At 35.9% G+C, this 25,209-nt stretch carries 26 protein-coding genes; 20 read left to right on the top strand and 6 right to left on the bottom strand.

The genetic code is table 11. The annotated features are described in order from the left end of the window. The first annotated feature begins 37 nt into the window (after window positions 1-37). From IW16_RS18840 to IW16_RS18790, 11 genes are all read left to right on the top strand, one after another. A complete protein-coding gene (locus IW16_RS18840; protein ID WP_034748051.1) occupies window positions 38-622 on the top strand; it encodes a sugar transferase in 585 nt (194 codons plus the stop codon). After that, complete coding sequence (locus IW16_RS18835) at window positions 615-1,580, top strand: methionyl-tRNA formyltransferase (protein ID WP_034748048.1); 966 nt, start codon at window positions 615-617, stop codon at window positions 1,578-1,580. Before IW16_RS18840 ends, IW16_RS18835 begins: the two co-directional genes overlap by 8 nt. After that, window positions 1,573-2,247 carry a PIG-L deacetylase family protein gene (locus IW16_RS18830; RefSeq protein WP_034748044.1) on the top strand — a complete coding sequence of 225 codons (675 nt, stop codon included), beginning with the start codon at window positions 1,573-1,575 and terminating at the stop codon, window positions 2,245-2,247. Before IW16_RS18835 ends, IW16_RS18830 begins: the two co-directional genes overlap by 8 nt. A gap of 108 nt (window positions 2,248-2,355) precedes the next feature. Continuing rightward, window positions 2,356-2,997, top strand: a complete 642-nt coding sequence (locus IW16_RS18825; protein ID WP_034748041.1) for a NeuD/PglB/VioB family sugar acetyltransferase — start codon at window positions 2,356-2,358, stop codon at window positions 2,995-2,997. A 1-nt stretch (window position 2,998) separates the two neighbouring features. Next, window positions 2,999-4,135, top strand: a complete 1,137-nt coding sequence (locus IW16_RS18820) for an aminotransferase class I/II-fold pyridoxal phosphate-dependent enzyme (RefSeq protein ID WP_034748038.1) — start codon at window positions 2,999-3,001, stop codon at window positions 4,133-4,135. Window positions 4,136-4,151: 16 nt separating this feature from the next. After that, the gene (locus tag IW16_RS18815; RefSeq protein ID WP_034748035.1) at window positions 4,152-4,721 is read left to right on the top strand and encodes a sugar transferase; all 570 of its coding nucleotides are present in this window, start codon (window positions 4,152-4,154) and stop codon (window positions 4,719-4,721) included. A 39-nt stretch (window positions 4,722-4,760) separates the two neighbouring features. Then, window positions 4,761-5,306, top strand: coding sequence for a dTDP-4-dehydrorhamnose 3,5-epimerase (rfbC, locus tag IW16_RS18810; protein ID WP_034748031.1), 546 nt, complete (start codon window positions 4,761-4,763; stop codon window positions 5,304-5,306). A gap of 95 nt (window positions 5,307-5,401) precedes the next feature. Beyond that, window positions 5,402-6,703, top strand: a complete 1,302-nt coding sequence (rimO, locus tag IW16_RS18805) for a 30S ribosomal protein S12 methylthiotransferase RimO (protein ID WP_034748028.1) — start codon at window positions 5,402-5,404, stop codon at window positions 6,701-6,703. 353 nt (window positions 6,704-7,056) lie between these two features. Then, on the top strand, window positions 7,057-7,701 hold the full coding sequence (locus IW16_RS18800; protein ID WP_034748026.1) for a hypothetical protein: 645 nt from the start codon (window positions 7,057-7,059) through the stop codon (window positions 7,699-7,701). Between the two features lie 36 nt (window positions 7,702-7,737). Continuing rightward, on the top strand, window positions 7,738-8,457 hold the full coding sequence (locus IW16_RS18795; RefSeq protein ID WP_034748025.1) for a hypothetical protein: 720 nt from the start codon (window positions 7,738-7,740) through the stop codon (window positions 8,455-8,457). Between the two features lie 876 nt (window positions 8,458-9,333). Then, window positions 9,334-9,705 (top strand): septal ring lytic transglycosylase RlpA family protein, encoded by a 372-nt coding sequence (locus tag IW16_RS18790; protein ID WP_034748023.1) that lies wholly within the window; start codon window positions 9,334-9,336, stop codon window positions 9,703-9,705. A gap of 68 nt (window positions 9,706-9,773) precedes the next feature. Here IW16_RS18790 and IW16_RS18785 read toward each other — a convergent pair whose 3' ends face one another. The 5 genes from IW16_RS18785 to IW16_RS18765 all read right to left on the bottom strand — a co-directional run bounded on the left by IW16_RS18785 (window position 9,774) and on the right by IW16_RS18765 (window position 15,391). Further along, window positions 9,774-10,538 carry an exodeoxyribonuclease III gene (locus IW16_RS18785; protein ID WP_034748020.1) on the bottom strand — a complete coding sequence of 255 codons (765 nt, stop codon included), beginning with the start codon at window positions 10,536-10,538 and terminating at the stop codon, window positions 9,774-9,776. 85 nt (window positions 10,539-10,623) lie between these two features. Further along, a complete protein-coding gene (locus IW16_RS18780) occupies window positions 10,624-10,998 on the bottom strand; it encodes an MliC family protein (RefSeq protein ID WP_034748509.1) in 375 nt (124 codons plus the stop codon). Window positions 10,999-11,116: 118 nt separating this feature from the next. Continuing rightward, window positions 11,117-12,661, bottom strand: coding sequence for a T9SS response regulator signal transducer PorX (gene porX, locus IW16_RS18775; RefSeq protein WP_034748019.1), 1,545 nt, complete (start codon window positions 12,659-12,661; stop codon window positions 11,117-11,119). Window positions 12,662-12,794: 133 nt separating this feature from the next. Continuing rightward, window positions 12,795-14,438 (bottom strand): S41 family peptidase, encoded by a 1,644-nt coding sequence (locus IW16_RS18770; protein ID WP_034748018.1) that lies wholly within the window; start codon window positions 14,436-14,438, stop codon window positions 12,795-12,797. 179 nt (window positions 14,439-14,617) lie between these two features. Continuing rightward, the gene (locus IW16_RS18765) at window positions 14,618-15,391 is read right to left on the bottom strand and encodes an NYN domain-containing protein (protein ID WP_034748017.1); all 774 of its coding nucleotides are present in this window, start codon (window positions 15,389-15,391) and stop codon (window positions 14,618-14,620) included. A 214-nt stretch (window positions 15,392-15,605) separates the two neighbouring features. Between IW16_RS18765 and IW16_RS18760 the strand changes: the two genes are divergently transcribed. The 9 genes from IW16_RS18760 to IW16_RS18720 all read left to right on the top strand — a co-directional run bounded on the left by IW16_RS18760 (window position 15,606) and on the right by IW16_RS18720 (window position 23,692). Further along, window positions 15,606-16,823 (top strand): HD domain-containing protein, encoded by a 1,218-nt coding sequence (locus tag IW16_RS18760; protein ID WP_034748016.1) that lies wholly within the window; start codon window positions 15,606-15,608, stop codon window positions 16,821-16,823. An 80-nt stretch (window positions 16,824-16,903) separates the two neighbouring features. Beyond that, window positions 16,904-17,935: a UDP-3-O-(3-hydroxymyristoyl)glucosamine N-acyltransferase gene (gene lpxD, locus IW16_RS18755; protein WP_034748015.1), complete on the top strand. Its 1,032-nt coding sequence runs from the start codon at window positions 16,904-16,906 to the stop codon at window positions 17,933-17,935. Continuing rightward, on the top strand, window positions 17,928-19,325 hold the full coding sequence (locus IW16_RS18750) for a bifunctional UDP-3-O-[3-hydroxymyristoyl] N-acetylglucosamine deacetylase/3-hydroxyacyl-ACP dehydratase (RefSeq protein ID WP_034748014.1): 1,398 nt from the start codon (window positions 17,928-17,930) through the stop codon (window positions 19,323-19,325). The genes lpxD and IW16_RS18750 overlap by 8 nt, the downstream gene beginning before the upstream one ends. Further along, complete coding sequence (gene lpxA, locus IW16_RS18745; protein WP_034748013.1) at window positions 19,326-20,120, top strand: acyl-ACP--UDP-N-acetylglucosamine O-acyltransferase; 795 nt, start codon at window positions 19,326-19,328, stop codon at window positions 20,118-20,120. A gap of 22 nt (window positions 20,121-20,142) precedes the next feature. Continuing rightward, window positions 20,143-20,475: a hypothetical protein gene (locus tag IW16_RS18740; protein ID WP_034748011.1), complete on the top strand. Its 333-nt coding sequence runs from the start codon at window positions 20,143-20,145 to the stop codon at window positions 20,473-20,475. Between the two features lie 26 nt (window positions 20,476-20,501). Then, window positions 20,502-21,065 (top strand): elongation factor P, encoded by a 564-nt coding sequence (gene efp, locus IW16_RS18735; RefSeq protein ID WP_034748009.1) that lies wholly within the window; start codon window positions 20,502-20,504, stop codon window positions 21,063-21,065. Between the two features lie 70 nt (window positions 21,066-21,135). Then, window positions 21,136-22,038, top strand: a complete 903-nt coding sequence (locus IW16_RS18730; RefSeq protein WP_034748506.1) for a UDP-3-O-(3-hydroxymyristoyl)glucosamine N-acyltransferase — start codon at window positions 21,136-21,138, stop codon at window positions 22,036-22,038. Between the two features lie 91 nt (window positions 22,039-22,129). Continuing rightward, window positions 22,130-23,002: a succinate--CoA ligase subunit alpha gene (gene sucD / locus IW16_RS18725; RefSeq protein WP_034704619.1), complete on the top strand. Its 873-nt coding sequence runs from the start codon at window positions 22,130-22,132 to the stop codon at window positions 23,000-23,002. A gap of 21 nt (window positions 23,003-23,023) precedes the next feature. Continuing rightward, window positions 23,024-23,692 (top strand): porin family protein, encoded by a 669-nt coding sequence (locus IW16_RS18720; RefSeq protein ID WP_034748007.1) that lies wholly within the window; start codon window positions 23,024-23,026, stop codon window positions 23,690-23,692. Between the two features lie 206 nt (window positions 23,693-23,898). On the opposite strand, the gene IW16_RS18715 is transcribed toward IW16_RS18720, so the two are convergent. After that, window positions 23,899-25,209, bottom strand: a complete 1,311-nt coding sequence (locus tag IW16_RS18715) for an ABC transporter permease (protein ID WP_034748005.1) — start codon at window positions 25,207-25,209, stop codon at window positions 23,899-23,901.

The following is a 25,209-nucleotide window of genomic DNA, read 5'->3' as shown; positions in this document are numbered from 1 at the left end:
TATAGAATTTTAAACACATTTAAATGTTCATAAGCCGATGTATAAATCATTTGTAAAAAGATTTTTAGATATAATTTTGGCTTTATCAGTCATTCTGTTTCTGTTTCCTCTGTTTATAATCATTTATATCTTAGTGAAAATTGATAGTCCGGGAAAGTTTTTCTTCTTTCAGGAGAGGCTGGGGTATCAAGGAAAAGTATTCAAAATATATAAGGTGAGAACCATGTATGATAAAGAAAGGGTAGCAGACAGAGAAATAATGAAAAATGATGCAGAAGTTACCAAAATAGGTTCTTATTTAAGACGTTTTAAAATTGATGAACTTCCTCAGATCATTAATGTTTTTAATGGAGATATGTCTTTGGTAGGACCGCGTCCCTGTCTGCCAAGACAGCTTGCTGAATTTAATGAAGACGGCAAAAAAAGGATAGAAGTTGTACCGGGACTTACAGGGCTTTCTCAGGTAAACGGAAATATCCACCTTACATGGGAAGAAAGATGGAAATATGATAGAGAATATGTAGAGAACCAAAGCTTTATATTAGATACAAAAATTGTTCTTAAGACTTTTCTGATACTTCTTAACGGAGAAGATAAATATATAAAACATCCTAATGTATAAAATATTAGTAATAGGAGCTGTTAATTCCACAGTACAGATTATTCAGAAGCTGGTAGAGCATGATTTGGAAGTTGTTGGAGTTCTGGGGCACGAGCCAAAAGATAAAGACAGAGTTTCCGGTTGGGCGGATTTGTCTGTGCTTTCAAAAGATCTACATATTAGTTACAAAGGATTTAGCAAGATCAATGATGATGAAAATCTAAATTGGGCTAGAGAAAAGCAACCCGACATTATCTTTGCTGTAGGTTTTTCACAGCTGTTACATGACCAATGGTTCTCAGTTTCGAAACTGGGTTGCATAGGATTTCATCCTACAAGACTGCCGCTTGGAAGAGGGAGAGCACCTTTGGCTTGGGTAACACTGGAACAAACTTATGGGTCTGCAACTTTCTTTCTTATGGGGAAAGGAGCAGATGACGGTCCGGTTTTTACACAGTCTATTTTTGAAGTAGATGAGAATGATGATGCCTCTGATGTGGAAATCAAAATATTGAAGAATATTGATTTGGCGCTAGATCAATGGCTTCCGGAACTTAAAAAAGGATTTTGGAACCCGATACCACAATGTGATCATCTTGCTTCCTACTATGGAATAAGAAAGGAAGAAGACGGACTGATCAACTGGAATGATGGGGCACACTATATCAATCGTCTTGTGAAAGCAGCTTCAAGGCCGCATCCGGGTGCCTATACTTACTGTAAAGATGAAAAGATGAATGTATGGTCTTGTCGGAAGGAAAAAACGATTCAGTTCAAAGGAGTTATAGGACGAGTTTTACTTAAGAATGAGGACGGACACCTTCTTATACAGACAGGGGACGGGTTATTATGGATTGAAGAATATAACTTCAGAGATAATGCTCTTATTCCTATTAATGTAGGGGATAAACTGGGATATAATATTGAAGACGAAATCTATAAAATAAAATCAATTTTAAAAAAACTAAAAGATGAATAGAGTAGTAGTAATAGCCCCTCATGCGGATGATGAAATAATAGGATGTGGAGCTACCATTGCCAGACATATCCAGTCTGGAGATGAGGTTACTGTAATTATAGCAACAAATGCTTCATTAGGTGCTCCTGAATTGTTTTCACAGGAAATGATAGAAAGCACCAGATCTGAGGCAGTTGCGGCACATCAGTTTTTAGGGGTTAAGGAAACCATCTTCTTGGAATTTCCTGCTCCGGCATTGAATGCTTTCCCTGAGTTTAAAATTTCGGTGGAAATTTCAAAAGTATTTCAGAAAATCAAACCTACTCACTTATATCTGCCACATCCTGGAGATATTCATCAGGATCATAAAGCTGTCTACAGAGCTTCTTTGGTGGCAGCAAGACCTCAGGGTGAAGATAAAGTACTGAATATATATTGCTATGAAACTCTTTCTGAAACAGAATGGACACCAATGCAGGAAAAAGCCTTCGTACCAAATCATTTCGTGAATGTTACGGATGTTTTTGTAAAAAAGACAGAAGCAATGAAGTTTTTTGGATCTCAGATAAAAAAGTTCCCGCATTCCCGTTCTATAGAGGCTTTTGAAGCATTAGCAATGTATAGAGGAGCTACCGTTGGAGTAGAAAGAGCGGAAGCTTTTGTTGTGGAACGTCAGTTGATCCCTTAAGACATAAAATAAAAAGTTAATATAGTTTCTGTATCAGACGTAGATGTTTCAAACATTAGATTCTTAATTTTATAAAACAATGGCAGCCCGTTAAAAGAAATAATAAATATGAAAAAAATAGCAATTATTGGAGCAGGAGGATTTGGACGTGAAGTAAAAATGTTAATCGATCATATTAACCAAAAAGAAAAACAATTTGATTTGGTAGGTTTTTATGATGATAAACATTATGATTATCCTATCAATGGAATTCCTTATTTAGGAAAGCTGGAAAAAATTAATGAAGAAACTGAACCCCTCTGCATTGCTGTTGCCATAGGAGATCCTAAAACGAAGAAAAAAATTATAGAAAGTATCAGCAGCTCTAATATTGAATTTCCTAATTTAATTCATCCATCTGTTATTATCGGTCAGGATAATGTCAAATTAGGAAAAGGAAACATTATTTGTGCTGGTGTTATCATTACAATAGATATCGAAATTGAAGATTTTGTAATTCTTAATCTTTCCTGTACGGTGGGACATGATACAAAAATAAAAAAATACAGTTCATTTATGCCAACTGTAAATATTTCGGGAGAAGTTATTATACATGAAGCAGTATATGTTGGTACTGGTGCAAAAATTATCAATCTTCTTGAAATAGGAGAAAATACAATAGTTGGAGCTGGTGCCGTGGTATATAAAAGTCTTCCTGCCAACTGTACAGCAGTTGGAATTCCAGCAAAACCTATAAAATACAATAATTAATATGTCACAAAAAATCTGGCTTTCCTCTCCCCACATGGGCGGAAACGAATTAAAATATATCAATGAGGCTTTCGCAGAAAACTGGGTAGCACCTCTTGGACCCAATGTAAACGGATTTGAAAATGATCTGGAACAGTTTTTGGGAAATAATGTAAAAGCAGCCGCACTTTCAGCTGGAACAGCAGCTCTTCACCTGGCCCTTATAGAATGTGGAGTAAAACATGGTGATGAGGTGATCTGTCAGTCAATGACATTTTCAGCATCTGCCAATCCTATTGCATACTGCGGTGCACAGCCTGTATTCATAGACAGTGAATCCGACACATGGAATATGTGCCCTAAAGCCTTGAAAGAAGCAATCGAAGACAGAATAAAGAATGGGAAAAAGCCGAAAGCAATCATTGTAGTACATCTGTATGGAATGCCTGCAAAAATGGACGAGATTTTAGCAGTTGCAGATGAATACCAAATTCCGGTTATTGAAGATGCGGCTGAAGCCCTAGGATCTTCTTATAAAGGAAGAGCATGCGGAACATTCGGACGTTTCGGAATTTTAAGTTTTAACGGAAATAAAATTATTACTACTTCTGGTGGTGGTGCTTTAGTATGCCACACGCAGGAAGATAAAGATAAAATAGTATTTCTTTCCACTCAGGCTAGAGATAATGCTCCACATTATCAACATTCTCATATTGGATTCAATTATAGAATGAGCAATATTGTAGCAGGAATTGGACGTGGCCAGATGGAAGTTATCAAAAACAGAGTAGAAGCACGCAGGGCAATGCATGACTTCTATGTAGAGCTTTTCAAAGATATAGATGGAGTAACCGTATTTACTGAACCCGAATCTGACTATTATTCAAATCACTGGCTTTCGGCAATTATCATAGATCCTGTAATTACAGGAAAAGACAGAGAAAGTTTACGACTGACTTTTCTGGAAGATAATATAGAATCAAGACCTTTGTGGAAACCTATGCACATGCAGCCTGTTTTTGAAAGCGCTCCTTATTATGGAACAAATATTTCTGAAGAGTTATTTGATAACGGATTATGTCTTCCTTCGGGATCCAATTTGTCAGATGAAGAAAGAGAACGGATTGCTAATGTAATTAGATCTTATTTCAGATTTTAATATTTCAGGTCAGCCCATGAGTCAGTATACACTTTGGAAAAATATTTTTGATGGTACGCTAGCGTTAATCATGATTATTTTTTTAATGCCTCTGCTCATCATTTTATTTTTTATAGCAGGAATTGATACAGCTTCAAGTGGATTGTTTTTGCAAAAAAGAATCGGGCAATATGGAAGGCCATTCATGATTTATAAAATCAGAACTATTCATAAAAAGAAAAAAACTTGTTCTAAAATAGGACAGACATTGAGAAAATTTAAACTTGATGAGTTTCCACAACTTTTTAATATTCTAAAGGGCGATATGAGTTTTGTGGGGCCAAGACCGGATGTTGAAGGGTATTATGATAGATTGGAAGGTTCAGATAGAAAAGTATTGGATTTAAAACCTGGATTGACATGTGAAGCAAGTATAGAGTACAGAAATGAAGAAACCCTTTTAAAAGATCAGGTTGATCCATTGAAGTATAATGATGAAGTACTTTTCCCACATAAAGTAAAAATGAATTTGTTATATCTGAATAACAGGTCTTTTAAAAACGACATGAAAATTATGTGGAAAACATTAGTAGTAATTTTAAAATAAAAACTTAACCAAACCAAAGCTGTTCTAAACTATTAAAACATGAAAATAAAAGAAACACCTTTAAAGGATTGTTATATCATAGAACCCACTATATTCGAAGACGAGAGAGGCTATTTCTTTGAAAAATTTAATGAGAAAAAATTTGAAGAATTAACCGGAATGAATGGACATTTTGTTCAGGATAATATCTCCAAGTCTTCTTATGGTGTTCTCAGAGGACTTCACTTACAGAAAGGAGAACATGCGCAGGCAAAAATGGTTTCCTGTTTAGAAGGTAAAGTATGGGATGTCGCAGTTGACCTCAGAGAAGATTCTCCAACTTTTGGAAAATGGTTCGGAATTGAACTTACCGCAGAAAATAAAATACAGATGTATGTTCCCAGAGGATTCGGGCACGGATTTTCAGTAATGACTGAAACAGCCGTTTTTTCGTATAAATGCGACAATTTTTACAATAAAGAATCAGAAGGAAGCGTAAAATTTAACGATCCTGACCTAATGATAGATTGGAAGATTGTTGAAAAAGATATGATACTTTCAGAAAAAGATATCAACGCTCCAGGCTTCAAAGAGAAAAATTTCTAAATAAAACCTTGAAAACCACTTTTCTAAAGTGGTTTTCTTTTTTTGACAGCAACTCCTTTATTATTTTGTATCTTTGCACACTCAAAATCAAAACGATGCGTACAAAATCTGTAGGGAAGAAGAAAATCAATGTGGTTACACTTGGATGTTCCAAGAATGTATATGATTCGGAAGTCTTAATGAGCCAGCTGAAAGCCAATGGTAAAGAAGTGGTTCATGAAGGACGTGGGGATATCGTAGTGATCAATACCTGTGGCTTTATTGATAATGCTAAAGAAGAATCTATCAATACCATCCTTGATTATGTAGAAGCAAAAAACAGAGGTGAGGTTGAAAAAGTTTTTGTTACAGGATGTCTTTCAGAAAGATATAAACCTGATTTAGTTAAGGAAATTCCTGATGTAGATCAGTATTTTGGGACAAGAGATCTTCCGATTCTTTTGAAACACCTTGGCGCAGACTACAAACATGAGCTGGTAGGAGAAAGACTTACCACAACGCCTAAACATTACGCATATCTTAAAATTTCAGAAGGCTGTGACAGACCATGTTCTTTCTGTGCAATTCCTTTAATGAGAGGAGGACACGTTTCTACACCCATTGAAAAATTGGTTTTAGAAACTCAGAAATTAGCAAAAAAAGGAACCAAGGAGATTATCCTTATCGCACAGGATCTTACTTATTATGGACTTGATATTTATAAAAAACGTGCCCTTGGTGAACTATTAAAAGAGTTGGTGAAGATTGATGGTATCGAATGGATCCGTCTTCATTATGCCTTCCCAAGCGGATTCCCGGAGGATGTTCTGGATATTATTCGTGAAGAACCTAAAGTATGTAACTATATAGATATTCCTCTTCAGCACATCAATTCAGATTTGTTGAAATCTATGAAACGTGGAACAACGCACGAAAAAACCGATGCCTTACTGGCTAAGTTTAGAGAAAAAGTTCCTGATATGGCTATTAGAACTACTTTGATCGTAGGATATCCCGGAGAAACTGAGGAAAGATTTCAGGAACTTAAAGACTGGGTGAGAGAGCAGAAATTTGACAGATTGGGATGTTTTACCTATTCTCACGAAGAAAATACTGGCGCTTATGTCCTTGAAGATGATATTCCGCAGGAAGTGAAAGAAGCGAGAGTAGAAGAGATCATGGAACTCCAGTCACAGATTTCATGGGAGAAGAATCAGGAGAAGATCGGAAAAATATTTAAATGTGTATTTGACAGAAAAGAAGGGAATTACTTTATCGGAAGAACAGAATATGATTCACCTGATGTAGATAACACCGTTTTAGTTTCAGCAGATAATACCTATATCTCTATTGGAGAATTTGCAGACGTAAAAATTACATCCGCGGAAGAGTTTGACCTTTATGGTGAACTGATCTGATAGCTTGTATGTTATAAAACTGCAACCAAATATAATTTTAACAGATAATTAAAAATATTAATAAATTTTAACGGTATCTGTACGATTTCTAATTTATTGATAGTGTTGATTTTCAATAAGTTACTTTTTTGTAGAATAAAAGTCATTTATTTTTTTTATATAAAATGAATAAATTAGAAAATTATATCTTAACTTTGCGCAATAAACAATGTTTTAAAATCAAATGCTTCAAGCAGTTGCCTATTGAATACGGTTAAAAAAACACTTAGCCCTGATGAAAAGCACAAGTTGAGATGCATTTACCATTTGGAACTATTGATGAAGAATAATGTAAATTTAATCTTTAAAAACTTATGAAAAAATTTTTATTAACAGCGACAATGCTCGTTGGCCTTTCGGCAGTTTCCCAGGCTCAGCAAGGGCGTGTAGGTATTAACACGACTACACCTTCTGCTACCCTAGACGTAGTAGCCAATACTACAGACAACGCCAGACCTGATGCCTTACTAGTTCCTCGTATGACAGAAGATCAGTTAGCAGCTAAAAACAATGCTTATTTAGCTCTACAGAATGGTTCACTTGTATTTATTACGGCAGTAGATGGAGCTACTACACCTAAAACTGTAAATGTAACGACAACCGGTTTTTATTATTATGACGGTACAGTAGATAATGTGTGGAAAGCTGTTGGTGGAGGTAGTGCTCCTGTTCCCCCAACATTTAGAACCATTGCTGGTACTGCAATAACAACCATTAATGCTAGTGATGTAGGAAATGTAGTTGTTATTACCGGAAATGTTAACGGTGACATTCAATTACCAGCTCCTACAGCAAGTATGATTGGTAAGAAATTAACACTAATCTCAACGGGGAGTGGTAGCCAGTCATTAACTTCACTCAACTCTAACTACCTTACAAATACACTTTCTTTTCTTCAGCAGTTTTCAACCGAGTTAATTACTGATGGTACCAATTGGTATGGATTAGGTGGTCAATAAGCACAAATTTTAAAAAATTTATTAAATTAATTACAAATGAAAAAGTTACAATACATACTGATGACATTGGCTATTTCTTCTCTAGGAAGTATAGTGAATGCGCAACTTAAAGGGAACCAGGGATATAGTGGATCTGCTATACCTTCTTCTTCCGCTTTTTTAGATGCTTCAGTTACAAACGTTGTTAATAATGCCAATTACGGTAAAGGTATGATTTATCCTAGAGCAGATCTAAGTGTAATGGTTTTATCCAATCAAGGAGGTTTATACAATACATCAAATAATCCAAACAGATTTGATGGAATGATTGTATATAACACAGCTGCCTCAGGAACTGCAGCTTCGGGTTCGACTCAAGGAACTCTTTCAAAAGGATTTTGGTATTATGATAATACTTCAGCTACTCCTACCGGAGGTACATGGAGACCATTTACTCCTGCACCAAGTAAAGAAAACATCTTAACTACAGAAACTGTTACTAATAGAATGGTGAATAACGCTCAGATCTATGGTATAAAGGGTACTTTTACTACTACTGCAGGTTCTACTGCTGTTAATATCGCTCCTCCAGCAGGGATGACATCTATGTACGGTATCACTATTTATAAAACTACAGGTACAGGCAACAAAGTTGTATATGCTAGAGATTTATATTCTTATGATGCTACTACAGGTGCAGCTGTTACAGGATCACCAAGCATGTCAGTAGTTTATCCTGTTGATACATATGATTATGTATTAGAATATCTAAAATAAGAATAATACTTATTTATATAAATTAAAACCAATGAGCAATCATTGGTTTTTTATTTTTAGTATTAGATCGAAAAAATAAACTGTAATAGAAGTGGACAAAAATAGATCGTTCTCAAAATTATTGGATACTTGATGCGAAGTAATGTTAAATCGTCAGAATGGGTGGTTTCTTCACTTTAAATCTAAGCTACGATATATAGGTTAAGAATACGATTAATGAGAGTATAGTAGTATAAGAGTACTTGACCTTAAACATAGTTCACTTTTTCATTGTAGATAGTATAAAGTATTGTCTTTCATCTAAATTATGTGATTCAGTTCTTGTCAGAAAGTATGAGATAATAAATAAAATCTTTATTTCAGACCTTAAAAAAGACGAATTGGTATTCAATTTGATTAGATGAGTGAGAAACTTTCAGGAAAAAGAGCACTTCTCAATAAATTATTTCCAGCAGATTTATGGTATAATAGAAGTGCACTGTTAAAAAGGGGTGTTAAAATTAGGATTAGGAGATATAAGAGATAGAGCTAACTCGCTTCTATCAAAACGGTTCCGGTCATTTCGCCTCTTAAATTTTTTTAGTTTAAAACTATATTTTACGGTTTGAAGGTAATTTTTAATTTTATTTAAAGTATTGATTTTTAGTATATTAAATAATTTTTATTTTGCTTTTTTTCTTTAATAAGTTAATTATGTTAACTTTTAGCTTGTTTTTTTAACGTTTTTTAACAGTGTAGTCTAAAACCCCTGTCAATAGGAACTTACAAGGCTTGTTAACATATTATTTGGTTTTCATTAACGGTTTTTAACATATAGAGTAGGGACTTTACAACATTCCTTATACTTTTGCTCCGTCAAAACCAATAAAATTCAAGATGATGAAAAGATTCATTCTCGTAATCATAATGATGATTTCAACCTTAGGTGTTTATTCTTTTACAGGTAACACCTTAGATGCGAAGAAAACAAGTTATGCATCGTACTACCACGATAAGTTTAATGGTAGAAAAACAGCAAGCGGAGAGATCTTTAGTAATTCAAAGTTCACCGCTGCAAACAGAACGCTTCCGTTTGGAACTAATATTAGAGTTACCAATCTGAACAATGGAAAACAGGTGATAGTGAAGATTAATGACAGAGGACCTTTCCATGCATCAAGAGCATTAGATATTTCTAAAGCTGCGTTCGATGAAATCGGAGATATCAATCGTGGTACAATTCCGGTGGAATATGAAATTGTCGACTAAATTTATGATTTAAATTTATAAAGCCAGCTGTATCAGCTGGCTTTTTGTTTATTCGTATAAGCTTTTTTCTAGACATCTAATTCTACCATTGCAGGGCAATGATCGGAATGGACTGCCTCCCTTAAAATTACTGCCCTTGAGAGCTTATCTTTTAACGTATAAGTGGCAAAGTTATAATCCAGCCTCCAACCTTTGTTTTTAGCTCTTGAATTCTGACGGTAGCTCCACCATGTATAATGATCCGGCTCATTATTGAAAAAACGGAAACTGTCGATCAGTTCACATTCTTCTATAAAGCTGGTCATCCATTCCCTTTCCATCGGCAGAAAGCCGGAAACATTCTTTAAACGCACCGGATCATGAATGTCAATTGCCTGATGGCAAATATTGAAATCGCCTGAAATAATAAGGTTAGGAATCGTTTTTCTTAATTCCTTAATATAGGCTAAGAAATCGTGGCAAAACTGCATTTTAAATTCAAGCCTTTCTATATTGCTGGCTGAAGGAACATACACCGAAATGACAGAATAGCCATCGAAATCTGCACGGATGATTCTCCCTTCATTATCATAGCTTTCAATGCCACATCCGTACTCAATATGATTAGGTTTGATTTTTGACGCTATTCCGACACCGCTATAGCCTTTTCTGACTGCAGAATGCCAATAGCTGTGGTATCCGATTTTTTCAAGACTTTCAATATCTATCTGGTCGTTTCCTGCCTTGCTCTCCTGAATACAGACGATATCCGGATCAGCCGTCTTCAGCCACCCCAAAAAGTCCTTCGTAAAAGCAGCTCTGATTCCGTTAACGTTATAGGTGATTAATTTCATAAACAAAAATAAATTTTATCAAATGTAAGGAAATAAAAAAACCGGCTTTGAATTTCAAAACCGGCATTATTATTTTTTCAGTAGATTATTTTTTGAAAACTACCTTACCATCCTTAGAAAGTTCAACCTCTTCTCCTTTTCCTCTCAGTTCATAATGGTCATTTTTATACCAGATTCCTGAAGCAGGTCTTTGACCTTTTAATTCCACAGTCTCTCCATTGAAAACAACGGTAGCAATATCCTTAGTATTGTTAAAAGTCATATCCAGTACTTCTCCTTTACTGTTTTTTGATGTGCTTTTAACAATATCATCCTTAGATGTTACTGTTGATAATGAATCAGTAGGAGTTACAGAAATAGAATCTGCAGAAGCAGATGTAGAAGTCGTTTTCTTGTCTTTATTACAAGAACTTAGAAATAGTGTAGTGGTTGCAGCTAAAAGTAAAATGCTTTTTTTCATTATTGTATGTCTTTTTTAGATTATAACTATTTACAAAATCGATGCCAAAAAAAAGCCGGAAAAAATCAAATGATTTTTTCCGGCCTGAACCCAAAATTTAAATAAACTATGAAAAAAACTACTTGGGTTCTAATATGCTTATAGGAATAATACATTCTTCCAATGAGATTCCTCCATGTTGATATGTTTCTTTATAGTAATTCACAAAGTGATTGTAATTCTTCGGATAAGCCAGGAAAATATTATTTTTTGCAAAAATATATTTCGAGCTTAAATTACCTTTTGGAAGAAACAGTTTTTCAGGATTGGTAACAGCCCATACATCACTGTCGTCATACGTTAAACTCTTTCCTGTCTTATAGCGGATATTTGTGGATGTTTCACGGTCACCGACAACCTTACTTGGCTTCTTGACATATATGGTTCCATGGTCAGTAGTAATTACCAGTTTATAGCCACTCTCTGCTGCTGCCTTGATGATTTTCAATAGAGATGAATTCTCAAACCAGTTCAGAGTAAGTGATCTAAATGTTTTGTCATCCCGGATCAGCTGATCTACAATATGATTATCTGTCTTGGCATGAGAAAGGATATCAATAAAATTGTAAACAATAACAAGAAGGTCATTATTTTTATGCTGGTTAAAATCATCGTAAATCTTACGTTCAAAATCTGCATTCAGAACTTTAAGATACTTCATCGATTTAGATCCCAAACCAATTCTTTTCATTTGATCTTCCAGGAAATCGCGCTCAAATTCATTTTTATTTCCCTCCTCGTTATCATTAAACCATTTATCCGGGAAACGTTTCTCAATCTCAGATGGCATCAAACCTGCAAAGAAAGAGTTTCTGGCGTACTGTGTGGCTGTAGGAAGAATACTGTAATAGTAGTCTTCTGAAACCTTATTATAATATTTTGTAAATAATGGTTCTATGACTTTCCACTGATCATATCGAAGATTGTCAACCATAAGAAGCAGTACTTTTTCTTTTTCTACTTCAGTTTTTATTTTTTCTTTAAAAAGGGTGTGGCTCATTACCGGTTTGTCGGAATCCGTAAGCCAGCCTTTATAATTTTTCTCTATAAACTTGGCAAACTGAATGTTGGCCTCTTCTTTTTGTGATTGTAAAAGGTCTGCGAATTCATTATCCGCTACTTTATCAAACTTAAGTTCCCAGCTTACAATCTTCTTATAATATTCTGCCCACTCCTGGTAAGTTCTTAAATAAGAAAGCTCCATAGACAGGTTTCTGAATTCCTGTTGGTACTGGAGAATTGTTTTCTGTTCTACAAGGTTATCCTCCTGAAGATTCTTTTTTAATGATAAGAGGATCTGATTTGGATTTACAGGCTTAAGGATGTAGTCAGCAATCTGTGATCCGATAGCCTCTTCCATAATATGTTCCTCTTCACTTTTGGTGACCATAACAATCTTCAGAGAATTATCTTTCTCTTTGATCATGGGAATGGCTTCCAATCCCGAAATGCCGGGCATATTTTCGTCAATAAGCGTTAATGCAAATTTCTCTGAATCCATAAGTTCCAGAGCCTCATTCACGTTATTAACAGGGGTTACCTGGTAACCTTTTTTTTCTAAAAATACGATATGGGGTTTGAGTAAATCTATTTCATCATCTATCCATAATATCTTTTCCGACATAATTTAATTTTTTACATGGTTATAGTATCAAAATGTTGACCAATTCCTTTTAAATTCTCACAAATTAGAGAGAATAATAGTTAAATATTAGTTAAATGAAAATCCTGTTCATCAGCATCCATATTCAATTTCTTTAAAAACCGGTCTTTATATAATCTAAAGCTCTTTCCTGAACTTCGTCTTTTCTCTGTTGTATCCCCTTAACGGTGGGTTTTATTACAATGTCAGGGATGATTCCTATCCTCTGTGTCTCTCTTCCGTCAGGATAGTAAGCGCCAAGCCCTGTAAAGCAGGTATCAAGATCGGCAATCTTAAATCTTATAATATCGCCGTTGGCTCCCGAAGTATTGCTCCCAATCACTTTTGCTTTAGGATGCTGCTTAAACATCATGGTAGTGGTTTCTGCCTGACTCTGTGTGTTTTCGTCTACCAGAACGACTACATGACCTTTATAGTAATCCGGATTCTTTTTTCCGATACTGTTTTTTGCACTATAAAATTTACTCAAATAATCGGTCTCCGGGAAATTAAATTGATAATAAATTGATTTTTCCGGTAGAATCATTCTGCTTAAAGGAAAAATAGTCTGTTTGGGATAATTTCTTAGATCAAAAAGGATTGAAGTGGTGGATTTTAAATCTTTGTACATATCATCCAGATCACTTTTTTCAATAATACCCATATTCACATATCCGGTCTTGTGTTCTGTATCCAGAAACTTCCATTTCTTTGGTGTGGCTGGTTTTTCCGGAACGAGGTCTTTTAGTAGATAAGTTTTGACTTTGAACACCAGATTTTGACTATCCCTTTCAATCTTAACCGTAATCGAATCGTTATTGCTGAAAAGAAAGAAATTTTTCACTTTATTGATCTTTCCCCAGGAATTGGAGGCAGGGACGTATTTTCCTAAACTGTTCACCATCTGAGGGATAGTCCTGCTATTGACATCATAGATTACATCACCAGCTTTTAAAGGCATTTCTTCGTTAAATTTATTTTTAACAACATTTGTCACGACCAGCTTACCTTCTGCATAAGTATATTCTACAGGAATCTTTCTTCTTCCGTATTGGTTGATACTGATAAGGGGAGAATACAAAAAAGCATGAGAGTCGTCAACTTTTGTCACCAGTTCTGCAAGCGTAAGGTGATAGCTTTCATCATCATGGACACTGAGGAATTTTGGGATCATTTCTGTTAAAACATCATTCCAGTTCTCATCGGTCTGATATTTATAGGGGAAAAAATATTCTACCAGATTCCAATATCTGAAGAGTTCCAAAAGGCTTGTTTGTTTCGATGAAAATTTTGAACCATATGATTTTTCATTTCTGAAATAAACTTTTTTGCCCCCATTTCCAAAATAATGGCTGCTTCCAAGATTTCTGTTATCTTGAATAAAAACCAACTGATCTCTTACTTTTTTACTGAATAGCTCCTTACTATTGATCCAGTTCAGATCAAAATTCCTCAAAAAATAAATCTTATTCTTTGGTTCCTTTGAACAGGTTTTGCATTCATTTACTTTCCCTAGACTGGAGATCCAGTTAAAATATAATTCGTTAAGCTGATCTTTTCCCTGTATATTATCCAGCTCATCAATTTTCTGAAAAAGCTGTTGGTCCCAGTCAAAATCTCCTTTCGCCACATGAGGATGATAATACTTCAAAAAGCCCCAGACTTTGCATAGTGATTCAAGCTTTTGATTTTCAGATAAATATTGTGCGGAAAGAGTAGTACTTAAAAATGATACGATGAAAATAAATAATCTTCTCATGAAGCGTAACGACTATTAGTTTATTAATCGATCAAAGGTAAATGTAAAACCAGTACCATTCAAAACTTAAAGAACATAAGCATATTAAAATAAGGTCAAAAGCTTTACAATATGTAATTTATTTTAAGTACATTATTTTTCAAGTATTGTCATCAGTCTGGCAAAGGCCGTGATAGCAGTTATTTCTTTTTCAATAAGGGATGATTAGTTTCATTTCTCACCACTTCAAAATGAGGCAGATCATCAAATAATTTTGATAAAGTGGAATATCCATAGGTTCTCGAGTCAAAACTAGGGTCAATCTTTCTGATATTGGTACCTAATGTTGAAATAAAAGCCATGTCATTTTCATTGGCAGAAATTTCAAATGCTTTTGAGATAGTTTCTTCATCTTTAGGAGATAAAAAGCTTTGAAACTCATGAGTTTTAGGACTTATGGCTTCTTTTTTTATGATATCTTTAGTTTTATTTTCTTTTACCTTTTGGCCGTCAGACTTGTTTTCTTTTCTGGCTTTAGGAATAATATTTTCAGTATAGGTAAATATATCGCAAGATTTTACAAAAGCTTCGGGGGTCTTTTTCTCTCCGATACCCATAACGAAAAGGCCTTCCTCACGAATTCTTTTGGCTAAACCTGTATAATCGCTGTCACTGGAAACAATACAGAAACCTTCTACACTTTTCCCGTGCAAAATATCCATAGCATCGATAATCAGTGCTCCGTCAGTTGAGTTTTTTCCGCTGGTATATGAAAACTTTTGAATCGGATTGATAGAGTATAGATTGACAAGATCTTTCCAGGAGTTCATACTTTGCGAGGTCCAGTCCCCATAAATCCTTCTGATCGTCGCCTTGCCGTATTTTGAAACTTCTTCAATGGTCTCTTTTAATAATTTGGCCTGGGCATTATCACCATCAATAAGAATAGCGATATTAAATTTTTTGTCACTCATAGTTTTGTACTGTGTAGTAGGTAGTTAAGATTTGTATTCATCAAATGATGATGCTGATAATTTGTGGAAATTAATATACTTAAATTTCATGACATGAAAAGACTTATTTTGAAAAAATAATCTATTTGTAGTTGTTTTAAGATGATCATGAACAAGAATTAAAGAGTGCTAAAATTTAAAATCCCTAACTTTGTTTACTAATATCTACGTTTCAATGCAGAACAAGCTAAAAATCATCAACGACCCTGTTCATGGTTTCATCAGGATCCCACACGAAATTTTATTTGACGTTATAGAACATCCTTACTTTCAGAGATTACGAAGGATAGGACAAACCGGACTGCTTAATCTGATTTTTCCGGGTGCTACTCATACAAGATTTCATCACGCACTGGGAGCAATGCATCTGATGTTTACAGCATTGGAAACATTGAGGCAGAAAGGGGTTAAGATTACAGAAGAGGAAGAGAAAGGAGCGATGCTTGCAATCCTGATGCATGATATTGGACATGGGCCGTTTTCGCATGCCCTTGAAAATATGCTGATGGACGACTGGCATCATGAAAAACTGTCACTGCTGTTGATGAATAAATTAAATGAAGAATTTGATGGACAGCTTTCCTTAGCGATTGAAATGTTTCAGGGGAAATACCACAGAAAATTTTTCAACCAGCTTATTTCCTCCCAACTGGATGTAGACCGGCTTGATTATCTAAACAGAGACAGTTTCTTTACAGGTGTTTCCGAAGGAAATATAAATACACAGAGGATCATTTCTATGATGAATGTCTGCAGTGAAGGGGAGTTGGTCATTGATGCAAAAGGGGTTTATTCTATTGAAAATTTCCTGACGGCCAGAATGTTTATGTACTGGCAGGTGTATTATCATAAAACCTCGGCACTGGCGGAATTCCTTTTGGTTAAGATATTGGAAAGAGCAAAGTATCTGGTTTCCAAAGGAATGGATCTGCCTTCCGGTGAAAATCTGAACTATTTTCTGCACCGTTCAAAAAGTTCAGCAACCGATGAGGATATTTATCGGTTTACCCAGCTTGATGATAATGATATAATTCATGCGATGAAATCCTGGCAGGATTCAGAAGACTTTATTCTTTCGTATTGGTGCAAATGTGTGATCCAGAGAAATCTTCCGAAAACTGTTATTTCTACACACCCTTTTACTCCCGAATTTATTGAAGGAAAAATAAAAAACACCAATGAATTTTTCGGAATCGATAATGGAAAGGAACTTGTACATGAAATAAAAAGAAAATTACTGCCATACGACACCGAAAAGCAACCAATTTACCTGCTAATGAAAGACGGGAGAAAGATCAGGTTGGAGGAGTCACAGGACCAGCTGTTGTCAGGACTTATGGTGCATAAGACAGCCAGATATATTCTTACTTTTCCAAGAGATATTTCAAGATAATTTCTTAAATAATATTAAAATTCACGTTCCGAAAATCAAAAAATGTTTGCGAATTATAGAATTTCTTATCTTTGCAGAATATGGAATTTACAGCTTCGCAAATTGCAAGTTTTATTGACGGACAAATAATAGGCGACGAAAGTACGGTTATTACAGGGGTTTCACCAATTGAGAATGGTGAATCAGGGCATCTTTCTTTTATAGCACAGGATCGATTTTCCCATTTTTTAGATACCTCAAAATGCTCCGTTATTATTGTTTCGGAAAAACTTATAGACAAAGTTAACTATAATCCTACCTTAATTGTTGTAAAGGATGCATACCTTTCTTTTCAGATCCTTATGAATCTGTATCAGGAAATGCAGGGAAGAAAAGAGGGAATCGAAACCGGTTCTTCGATTCATGATACTGCTGTGATCGGTGAAAAAGCATACATCGGAGCATTTACATATGTCTCAGAGAAAGCCAAAATCGGAGAAGGTTCGCAGATTTATCCGCATGTGTATATCGGTAAAGGAGTAAAGATCGGTAAAAACTGTAAAATTGACAGCGGTGCCAGAATTTATGATTACTGTATTATCGGTGACAATTGTGTGATTCATTCCAACACGGTTGTAGGTGGTGACGGATTCGGTTTTCAACCTACGGCAGAAGGATTCAAAAAAATTCCTCAGCTGGGAAACGTGATTATCGAAGACGATGTAGAAATCGGCTCAAACTGTAGTATCGACAGAGCTACAATCGGATCTACCATCATCGGAAAGGGAACGAAGATCGATAATTTGATTCAGATTGCTCATAACGTAAAAATTGGGCAGAACAACGTTATTGCGGCTCAGGCTGGAATTGCCGGATCTACTACCATTGGAGACTGGAACCAGATTGGAGGACAGGTGGGAGTGGTAGGCCATATCAAAATTGGCAACCAGGTTAAAATTCAGGCTCAAAGTGGAGTGAATTCCAGCGTTAGCGATAAAGAAACGCTGTATGGATCTCCGGCTATAAGCTATAATGACTATCTTAGAAACTATGTTCATTTCAGAAATTTCACTGAAATTGTTCGAAGAATAAATAATCTTGAGGATACCTCAAAAGATAAAACTAATGAGTGATATGCAAAAAACACTCCAGGAAGAAGTAACACTTTCTGGAATTGGCCTTCATACAGGTAAAGAAGTAAAACTTACCATAAAGCCTGCAAAGGAAAATACAGGTTTCGTGTTCGTAAGAACGGATCTTGAGGGAAGTCCTCAGGTAGAAGCTGATGTTAATTATGTCGTAGCAACAGAAAGAGGAACAACATTAGAGAAGCTTGGTGTAAAAATTACAACATGTGAGCACCTTTTGGCTGCATTAGTAGGATGTGATGTTGATAACGCTATTCTGGAAATGGATGCTTCAGAGCCTCCAATTCTAGATGGATCTTCAAAATTCTTTGTTGAAGCTATTGAAAGCGTAGGTATCGTAGAGCAGAGCATCGCCAGAGAATATCTTGTGATCAAAGAAGTGTTGAGCTACGCAGATCCTGCCTCAGGATCGGAAATTACCATTATACCTTCAGATACTTACGAAGTGACTACTATGGTAGATTTTGGAACTAAAGTATTAGGAACCCAAAATGCCACTCTTAAAAATATTTCAGAATTTAAAGACGAAATTTCTTCTGCAAGAACATTCAGCTTTTTACATGAGCTGGAAATGTTATTGGATCACGGACTGATAAGAGGTGGAGATATTTCCAATGCTATTGTTTATGTAGACAAGGATCTCACACCTGAGACCACTGAGAAATTGAAGAAAGCCTTTGGAAAAGACAATGTTTCTATCAGACCAAACGGTATTCTGGACAACCTTACATTGAATTATCCGAACGAAGCAGCAAGACATAAATTACTTGATGTAATTGGTGATTTGGCTTTGGCTGGTGTAAAAATAAAAGGGAAAGTCATTGCAAATAAACCTGGTCATTATGTGAATACCCAGTTTGCGAAAAAACTGAACCGTCAGTGGAAACTGCAGAAAAAGAAAAACGTGCCTGATTTTGACCTTACCAAAGAACCTGTTTTTGATATCAACGGGATTATGCGTCTTATGCCGCACAGACCTCCGTTCTTATTGATCGATAAAATTCTTGAACTTTCGGATTCTCACGTGGTAGGTTTGAAAAATGTTACCATGAATGAGCCTTTCTTTGTAGGCCATTTCCCTAAAGAGCCTGTAATGCCTGGAGTTCTTCAGGTAGAAGCTTTGGCACAAACGGGAGGTATCCTTGTGTTGGCAAGTGTTCCGGATCCTGAAAATTATTCTACTTATTTTATCAAAATCGATAAAGTAAAATTCAAGAAAAAAGTCGTTCCCGGAGATACTATTATTTTCAAAATTGAATTGATAGAGCCTATCAGAAGAGGAATCGTACATATGCAGGGTTATGGATATGTAGGAGGTACCGTGGTTGTAGAAGCAGAGTTAATGGCTCAAGTTGCAAAAAATAAAGTTGATTAAATGATTCATCAATTAGCCGCCGTAGATAAACGCGCAAAAATCAGCAAAAATGTTATTGTAGAACCTTTTACTACAATAGCAGGGGACGTAGAAATAGGAGAAGGAACCTGGATCGGACCAAATGTCACCATCATGGATGGGGCAAGAATAGGAAAGGATTGTAAAATTTTTCCGGGAACTGTAATCTCTGCGATCCCTCAGGATCTTAAATTTGACGGTGAAGATACACAGACCATTATTGGAGATAGTACTACCTTAAGAGAATGTGTTACTGTTAACAGAGGAACCAAGGCGTTAGGATTTACCAAAGTCGGCAGCAACTGCCTTATTATGGCAACTTCTCACATCGCACATGACTGTATCATCGGAGATAATGTAATCATTGCTAACGGATGCGGTATTGCAGGGCACGTAGAAATAGGTGATTTTACCGTAATGGGAGGATTGTCTGCTGTACAGCAGTTTGGCAAGATCGGAAAACATACCATGATCTCTGGAGGTTCTCTGATCAGAAAAGATATTCCACCTTACGTAAAAGTAGCAAGAGATCCGATTTCTTATGCAGGAATCAATTCTGTAGGATTAAGAAGAAGAGGGTTTTCCAATGAGAAAATCTTTGAAATTCAGAAAATTTACAGAGCGATTTTCCAAATGAAGATGAACGTTTCCCAGGCTTTGGCATTTATTGAAAAAGAAATGCTTCCAACAGCTGAAAGAGATGAGATTCTTCAGTTTATCCAAAACTCTCCGAGAGGGATTGTCAAAGGATACGGAACAACTAAGGAAAGTAATTAGTATTTTATACAAATACATCAGTATGAAAAAATTATTTTTAATTCCACTCTTTCTCTGTTCATCAATAATATGGGGACAGCAAAAAGAAAGTGTGAAAACTGGAGATAAACTTTTCAAGCAAAGGATTGAAAGACATAAGATATATAATCAGAATGACAGTGTCGCAAAGAATATAAACTTGGACCTTAACCAAAGTTTGAATGTCATTTTTATTAGAAACAATGGTTTTAAAAAAGAAGTCAATTATTTTGAATCTGATGAGCATTTTTCTGAAAAAGGAATCGGACCGATACAGCTAAATGAAACTAAAAGTGACAGAATCGGATCCATTCTAAATGTAGTTCTTAACAAATAGTATTAAAAAGTAATATAAATAAATTAATGGCAACAAGTAACGATATAAGAAAAGGACTTTGCATCGAATTTAGCAATGACATTTTCAAAGTAGTTGAATTTATGCACGTAAAGCCAGGGAAAGGACCTGCTTTCGTAAGAACAAAACTAAAATCAGTAACCAACGGAAAAGTACTTGATAATACTTTTTCTGCAGGACATAAAATTGATGAAGTAAAAGTAATCACAAGAAAGTTCCAGTATCTTTACGATGATGAGAATGGTTTCCACTTCATGAATAACGATGATTTCTCTCAGTTGTATCTGGATAAAGAGATGATTGAAAATTCTCAATTCATGAAAGCAGGTGAAGAAGTAACGATCATTTTGAAAGAAGTTGACGAAACTCCACTTTCTGCCGAACTTCCTCAGTCAGTTTATCTGGAAGTAATTGAAGCTGATCCGGGTATAAAAGGAAATACAGCTACTAACGCTCTTAAAAACGCAATCGTTGAAACAGGAGCCAGAGTAAATGTACCTTTGTTCATCGAGCCAGGTGACAAAATCAAAGTAAATACTGAAGACGGTAGCTACTTAGAAAGAGTAAAATAATAATAAAATTTACATAAATTCGGTTTGCATGAGCAGTCCGAATTTTGTTTTTATAAGAAAATCAATTGTTATGAGATTCCATTCTCCACAAAAGCTCAAAACTATTGCCGATTTAATAGGCTCAGAATTTGTTGGTCCAGAAGACTTTGAAGTATTGGGGACTAACGAGATTCACATGGTAAAACCGGGTGATATTGTTTTTGTCAACCATCCTAAGTATTATGATAAGGCACTGAATTCTGCAGCAACGATCATCCTGATCGACAAAAAGGTAGAATGTCCGGAAGGAAAGGCTCTTTTGGTTTCTGAGGACCCTTTCAGGGATTTCAACAAAATCAATACGCACTTTACAAGAATATATAACTTCACCGAAGAACTTCACGATGCTGAAATAGGAGAGGGAACGAGGATTCACTCTTCTGCGGTCATTGGAAACAATGTGAAGATCGGAAAAAACAGTCTTATCTTTCCTAATGTTGTGATTGGTGACAGAACCGAAATTGGAGATAATGTGATCATCCAGTCCGGAACTGTACTGGGAGGAGATGCTTTCTATTACAGAAAACTGAATGGAAATTTTGACCGTCTGATCTCTGTCGGAAATGTCATTATTGAAAACAATGTAGAGATCGGAAATAACTGTACCATCGACAGAGGCGTAACAGATTCTACGGTAATTGGTGAGGGATCGGTTTTAGATAATCAGATTCAGATCGGCCATGACACGGTTATCGGAAAAAAATGTCTTATTGCATCACAGGTCGGCATTGCAGGATGCTGTGTGATAGGTGACGAAGTAACGCTTTGGGGGCAGGTAGGTATCGCTTCCGGGAATAAAATCGAAGGAGGATCTGTTCTTCTTGGTAAAACAGGAGTGAACAGGGATCTTAAAAAAGGTACCTATATCGGCATGTTCGCAGAAGATTTTAAAGGCTATCTGAAAAAAGAAGTAAAGCTGAGAAATCTCAAATAAACTATTCTCTTGGTATTGTCCAAAATCAAAGAAAATTAAGTAAATTTGTGAGCATTAATAAAATATTTAAATAAATTAAAACATCAATAAAATGTCAATTTTAGTAAACAAAGATTCTAAAGTAATTGTACAAGGATTTACAGGGAACGAAGGTACTTTCCACGCAGGTCAGATGATTGAATACGGAACCAACGTAGTAGGAGGTGTAACTCCGGGAAAAGGAGGATCTGAGCACTTAGGAAAACCTGTATTTAATACAGTAGCTGACGCAGTTGAAAAAGCCGGAGCTAACGTGAGTATCATTTTCGTACCGCCTGCATTTGCTGCTGATGCGATCATGGAAGCTGCTGAAGCAGGTATCAAAGTTATCGTATGTATTACTGAAGGTATTCCTGTAGCAGATATGGTGAAAGTAAAATCTTACATCGCTGACAGAGACTGCAGATTAATCGGTCCAAACTGTCCGGGAATTATTACTTCTGAAGAAGCTAAAATTGGTATCATGCCAGGATTCGTTTTCAAAAAAGGTAAAGTAGGTATCGTTTCAAAATCAGGTACTCTTACTTATGAAGCTGCTGATCAGGTGGTGAAAGCTGGTTACGGTGTTTCTACAGCAATCGGTATCGGTGGTGACCCGATCATCGGAACTACAACAAGAGAAGCTCTTGAATTATTTATCAATGATCCTGAAACTGAAGCAGTAGTAATGATCGGTGAAATCGGTGGTGGACTTGAGGCTGAAGCTGCAAGATGGTACAAAGCTAGTGGATCTACTAAGCCGGTTGTAGGATTTATCGCTGGACAGACTGCTCCTAAAGGTAGAACTATGGGACACGCTGGTGCTATCGTAGGTGGTGATGAAGATACTGCTCAGGCAAAAATGCAGATCATGAGAGAGAACGGAATCAACGTAGTAGATTCTCCTGCTGATATTGGAGTTACCGTTGCTAAAGTTCTTGGATAATAGCTATACAAAACAAAACATATGAAAAAACTTTTATTAACCTCAGCATTGACCCTCTCAACCCTGTCCTTCGCCCAGATCAACTTCAAAGATACAAGATTTGGTGTTACGGCAGGAGGTAACTACTCCAGAGTAAGAAACGCTCATAATCCTTCTGGTGCCCGATTTGCATTTCAGGGTGGAGCTTTGGCTCTTATCCCGATAGGGAAAGCTAACCAGTTTTATTTACAGCCGGAAGTGGTGTATTATGGTGCTGGAGAAACCGGAAAAGATAAAGATGCTAAAGGAAAAGATGGTTATGATGCCGTATATGGTAATAATTATCTGAGTGTACCTATTTATTTTAAAGGGTATTTTTCTGAAGCTGAATCAGAATTCTTTGGAATGATAGGTCCAAGATTTAACTTTCTGATGAGTCAGAATGTTAAAAACGCACCTGTTGGCAGACCTTATTATGATCCGGATGTTACTGACCCTTTATATCCTTCGGTAAGCGGTAAAGCAGCAAGCTTTAATTTCGCCCTTGGATTGGGAATAGGCTATAGCTACAAAAGACAGTTAGAATTAGCTCTTAAATATGATTTAGGTCTTTCAGATACTTATCCTGATCTTGCAAAAGAAAAAGGAGGTACCAATAAAGGCAAGTCTGAGCAGGTAATCAGCTTAAGCTTAAGCTATATCTTCAAATAGAATAACCCGTTATTCAGATATAAAAAAACCCGGAAATTAATTTCCGGGTTTTTTGTTTTTTATCATTAAAAATTGTTGGCGAACCTATCTATATTGGCCCGGTAAACTGTAGTTTTAATTTTAACGGAAGGCCTTGAATTTTTGGTTCATTTTGTTTGACTGCGTCTGATCTTTTCAAAACAAAAGAACTATTTTATTGAGTAACCTTATCCTCTGATCCACTTCCAGATCTCCTTTAGAGTCGCTTTATTACCATACATGAGAATCCCAACGCGGTAGATCTTTCCGGCTAAGAATATCATGAAAATAGTAGTTCCAAGCAATAAGGCTATAGACAATGCAATTTGCCACGCAGGAACCCCGAAAGGTATTCGTGCAATCATAGCAACTGGCGAAGTAAATGGAATAATAGACAGCCAGAAGCCCAACGGACCATCAGGATTGTTCATTAATGAAAAACTGCCGTACATCCCTAATGTAAGTGGTAAAATAGCAAATAAAGTGAATTGCTGAGTCTCTGTTTCATTATCTACAGCAGAACCGATAGCGGCATAAATTGAACTGTAGAAAATATATCCTAAAAGGAAAAATACAATGAATACAAAGATGATCAGTGGAATATTCAGCTCTAGTAAGCTGTGGGAAATTTGTGTTGCGATTTGTGCTATATCAAGTTTGCTGGCAAGTTCCTGATTTCCTCCGGGAATGTTCTTCTGAAAAGAGGCAAATCCTGTATTTAAAACCAATGCCCCAATAACAGACATCGAAATCCAAATCAGAAACTGAGTAAGAGCCACTAATGTTACCCCTAATATTTTACCCATCATCAGCTCAAAGGGCTTGACAGAAGAAATAATAATTTCTACAACACGGTTATTTTTCTCTTCAAGTACACTTCGCATAACCCTTACCCCATAAATGATGATAAACATAAAGGTTACATACATAAGAAGGATGCTTAAGCCACTTTTGACACCAAAAGCAAGATCAGAATCTTCTTTATTGTTATCAGCAACATTAATGGTTTTTAGAGTAAAGCTTTTATCCAGACTGTTTACCTGGGATTCTTCAATACCAAGCTGTTTGATCTTTTCTTTTTTGATGACATCAGTGATATCCGAAACGATCTTCTGTTTGGTATCCAGACCCATCTTTGAGTTTACAATAAGTCTTGTACTGTTTTCCAGTGCGTTATAATCATGATCTTTCAGTTCAGGAAGAATCAGAATACCATCAAGGGATTCATTATCTTTCAGATTATTGATTTTTGCTTTTTCATCAGCTGCAGATACAAAGACATAATTCAGTTTGTCATTAGATTTCAGCTGGTTTTTAAAAAGCCCGCTTTTATCCACCACTTCAATAATGCTGTGCGATTCGTTAGCTTTAAACATCAATCCGATCACTGCTCCAAATCCAACAAGTAAAAGAGGAGCAAGCAGCGTTAATATAATGAAGGATTTTTTCTTAACCTGAGTAAGAAATTCTCTTTTTGTAATTAAATAAATATTGTTCAT

This window comes from Chryseobacterium vrystaatense (genome assembly GCF_000737765.1).
GTDB lineage: Bacteria > Bacteroidota > Bacteroidia > Flavobacteriales > Weeksellaceae > Chryseobacterium > Chryseobacterium vrystaatense.
The sequence above is the reverse complement of the archived record's forward strand: the minus strand, read 5'-3'. Positions and strand labels throughout refer to the sequence as shown.

What these genes read in the sequence shown, in the direction of transcription:
- IW16_RS18730 (WP_034748506.1), top strand. Translation starts at nt 21,136, where the DNA reads ATGAGATTCCATTCTCCACAAAAGCTCAAAACTATTGCCGATTTAATA.
- IW16_RS18785 (WP_034748020.1), bottom strand. Translation starts at nt 10,538, where the DNA reads ATGAAATTAATCACCTATAACGTTAACGGAATCAGAGCTGCTTTTACG.
- IW16_RS18750 (WP_034748014.1), top strand. Translation starts at nt 17,928, where the DNA reads ATGAGTGATATGCAAAAAACACTCCAGGAAGAAGTAACACTTTCTGGA.
- porX (WP_034748019.1), bottom strand. Translation starts at nt 12,661, where the DNA reads ATGTCGGAAAAGATATTATGGATAGATGATGAAATAGATTTACTCAAA.
- efp (WP_034748009.1), top strand. Translation starts at nt 20,502, where the DNA reads ATGGCAACAAGTAACGATATAAGAAAAGGACTTTGCATCGAATTTAGC.
- IW16_RS18840 (WP_034748051.1), top strand. Translation starts at nt 38, where the DNA reads ATGTATAAATCATTTGTAAAAAGATTTTTAGATATAATTTTGGCTTTA.
- IW16_RS18795 (WP_034748025.1), top strand. Translation starts at nt 7,738, where the DNA reads ATGAAAAAGTTACAATACATACTGATGACATTGGCTATTTCTTCTCTA.
- IW16_RS18830 (WP_034748044.1), top strand. Translation starts at nt 1,573, where the DNA reads ATGAATAGAGTAGTAGTAATAGCCCCTCATGCGGATGATGAAATAATA.
- IW16_RS18800 (WP_034748026.1), top strand. Translation starts at nt 7,057, where the DNA reads ATGAAAAAATTTTTATTAACAGCGACAATGCTCGTTGGCCTTTCGGCA.
- IW16_RS18790 (WP_034748023.1), top strand. Translation starts at nt 9,334, where the DNA reads ATGATGAAAAGATTCATTCTCGTAATCATAATGATGATTTCAACCTTA.
- IW16_RS18820 (WP_034748038.1), top strand. Translation starts at nt 2,999, where the DNA reads ATGTCACAAAAAATCTGGCTTTCCTCTCCCCACATGGGCGGAAACGAA.
- IW16_RS18835 (WP_034748048.1), top strand. Translation starts at nt 615, where the DNA reads ATGTATAAAATATTAGTAATAGGAGCTGTTAATTCCACAGTACAGATT.
- IW16_RS18715 (WP_034748005.1), bottom strand. Translation starts at nt 25,209, where the DNA reads ATGAACAATATTTATTTAATTACAAAAAGAGAATTTCTTACTCAGGTT.
- rfbC (WP_034748031.1), top strand. Translation starts at nt 4,761, where the DNA reads ATGAAAATAAAAGAAACACCTTTAAAGGATTGTTATATCATAGAACCC.
- IW16_RS18720 (WP_034748007.1), top strand. Translation starts at nt 23,024, where the DNA reads ATGAAAAAACTTTTATTAACCTCAGCATTGACCCTCTCAACCCTGTCC.
- lpxA (WP_034748013.1), top strand. Translation starts at nt 19,326, where the DNA reads ATGATTCATCAATTAGCCGCCGTAGATAAACGCGCAAAAATCAGCAAA.
- lpxD (WP_034748015.1), top strand. Translation starts at nt 16,904, where the DNA reads ATGGAATTTACAGCTTCGCAAATTGCAAGTTTTATTGACGGACAAATA.
- IW16_RS18815 (WP_034748035.1), top strand. Translation starts at nt 4,152, where the DNA reads ATGAGTCAGTATACACTTTGGAAAAATATTTTTGATGGTACGCTAGCG.
- IW16_RS18740 (WP_034748011.1), top strand. Translation starts at nt 20,143, where the DNA reads ATGAAAAAATTATTTTTAATTCCACTCTTTCTCTGTTCATCAATAATA.
- sucD (WP_034704619.1), top strand. Translation starts at nt 22,130, where the DNA reads ATGTCAATTTTAGTAAACAAAGATTCTAAAGTAATTGTACAAGGATTT.
- IW16_RS18825 (WP_034748041.1), top strand. Translation starts at nt 2,356, where the DNA reads ATGAAAAAAATAGCAATTATTGGAGCAGGAGGATTTGGACGTGAAGTA.
- IW16_RS18770 (WP_034748018.1), bottom strand. Translation starts at nt 14,438, where the DNA reads ATGAGAAGATTATTTATTTTCATCGTATCATTTTTAAGTACTACTCTT.
- rimO (WP_034748028.1), top strand. Translation starts at nt 5,402, where the DNA reads ATGCGTACAAAATCTGTAGGGAAGAAGAAAATCAATGTGGTTACACTT.
- IW16_RS18780 (WP_034748509.1), bottom strand. Translation starts at nt 10,998, where the DNA reads ATGAAAAAAAGCATTTTACTTTTAGCTGCAACCACTACACTATTTCTA.
- IW16_RS18765 (WP_034748017.1), bottom strand. Translation starts at nt 15,391, where the DNA reads ATGAGTGACAAAAAATTTAATATCGCTATTCTTATTGATGGTGATAAT.
- IW16_RS18760 (WP_034748016.1), top strand. Translation starts at nt 15,606, where the DNA reads ATGCAGAACAAGCTAAAAATCATCAACGACCCTGTTCATGGTTTCATC.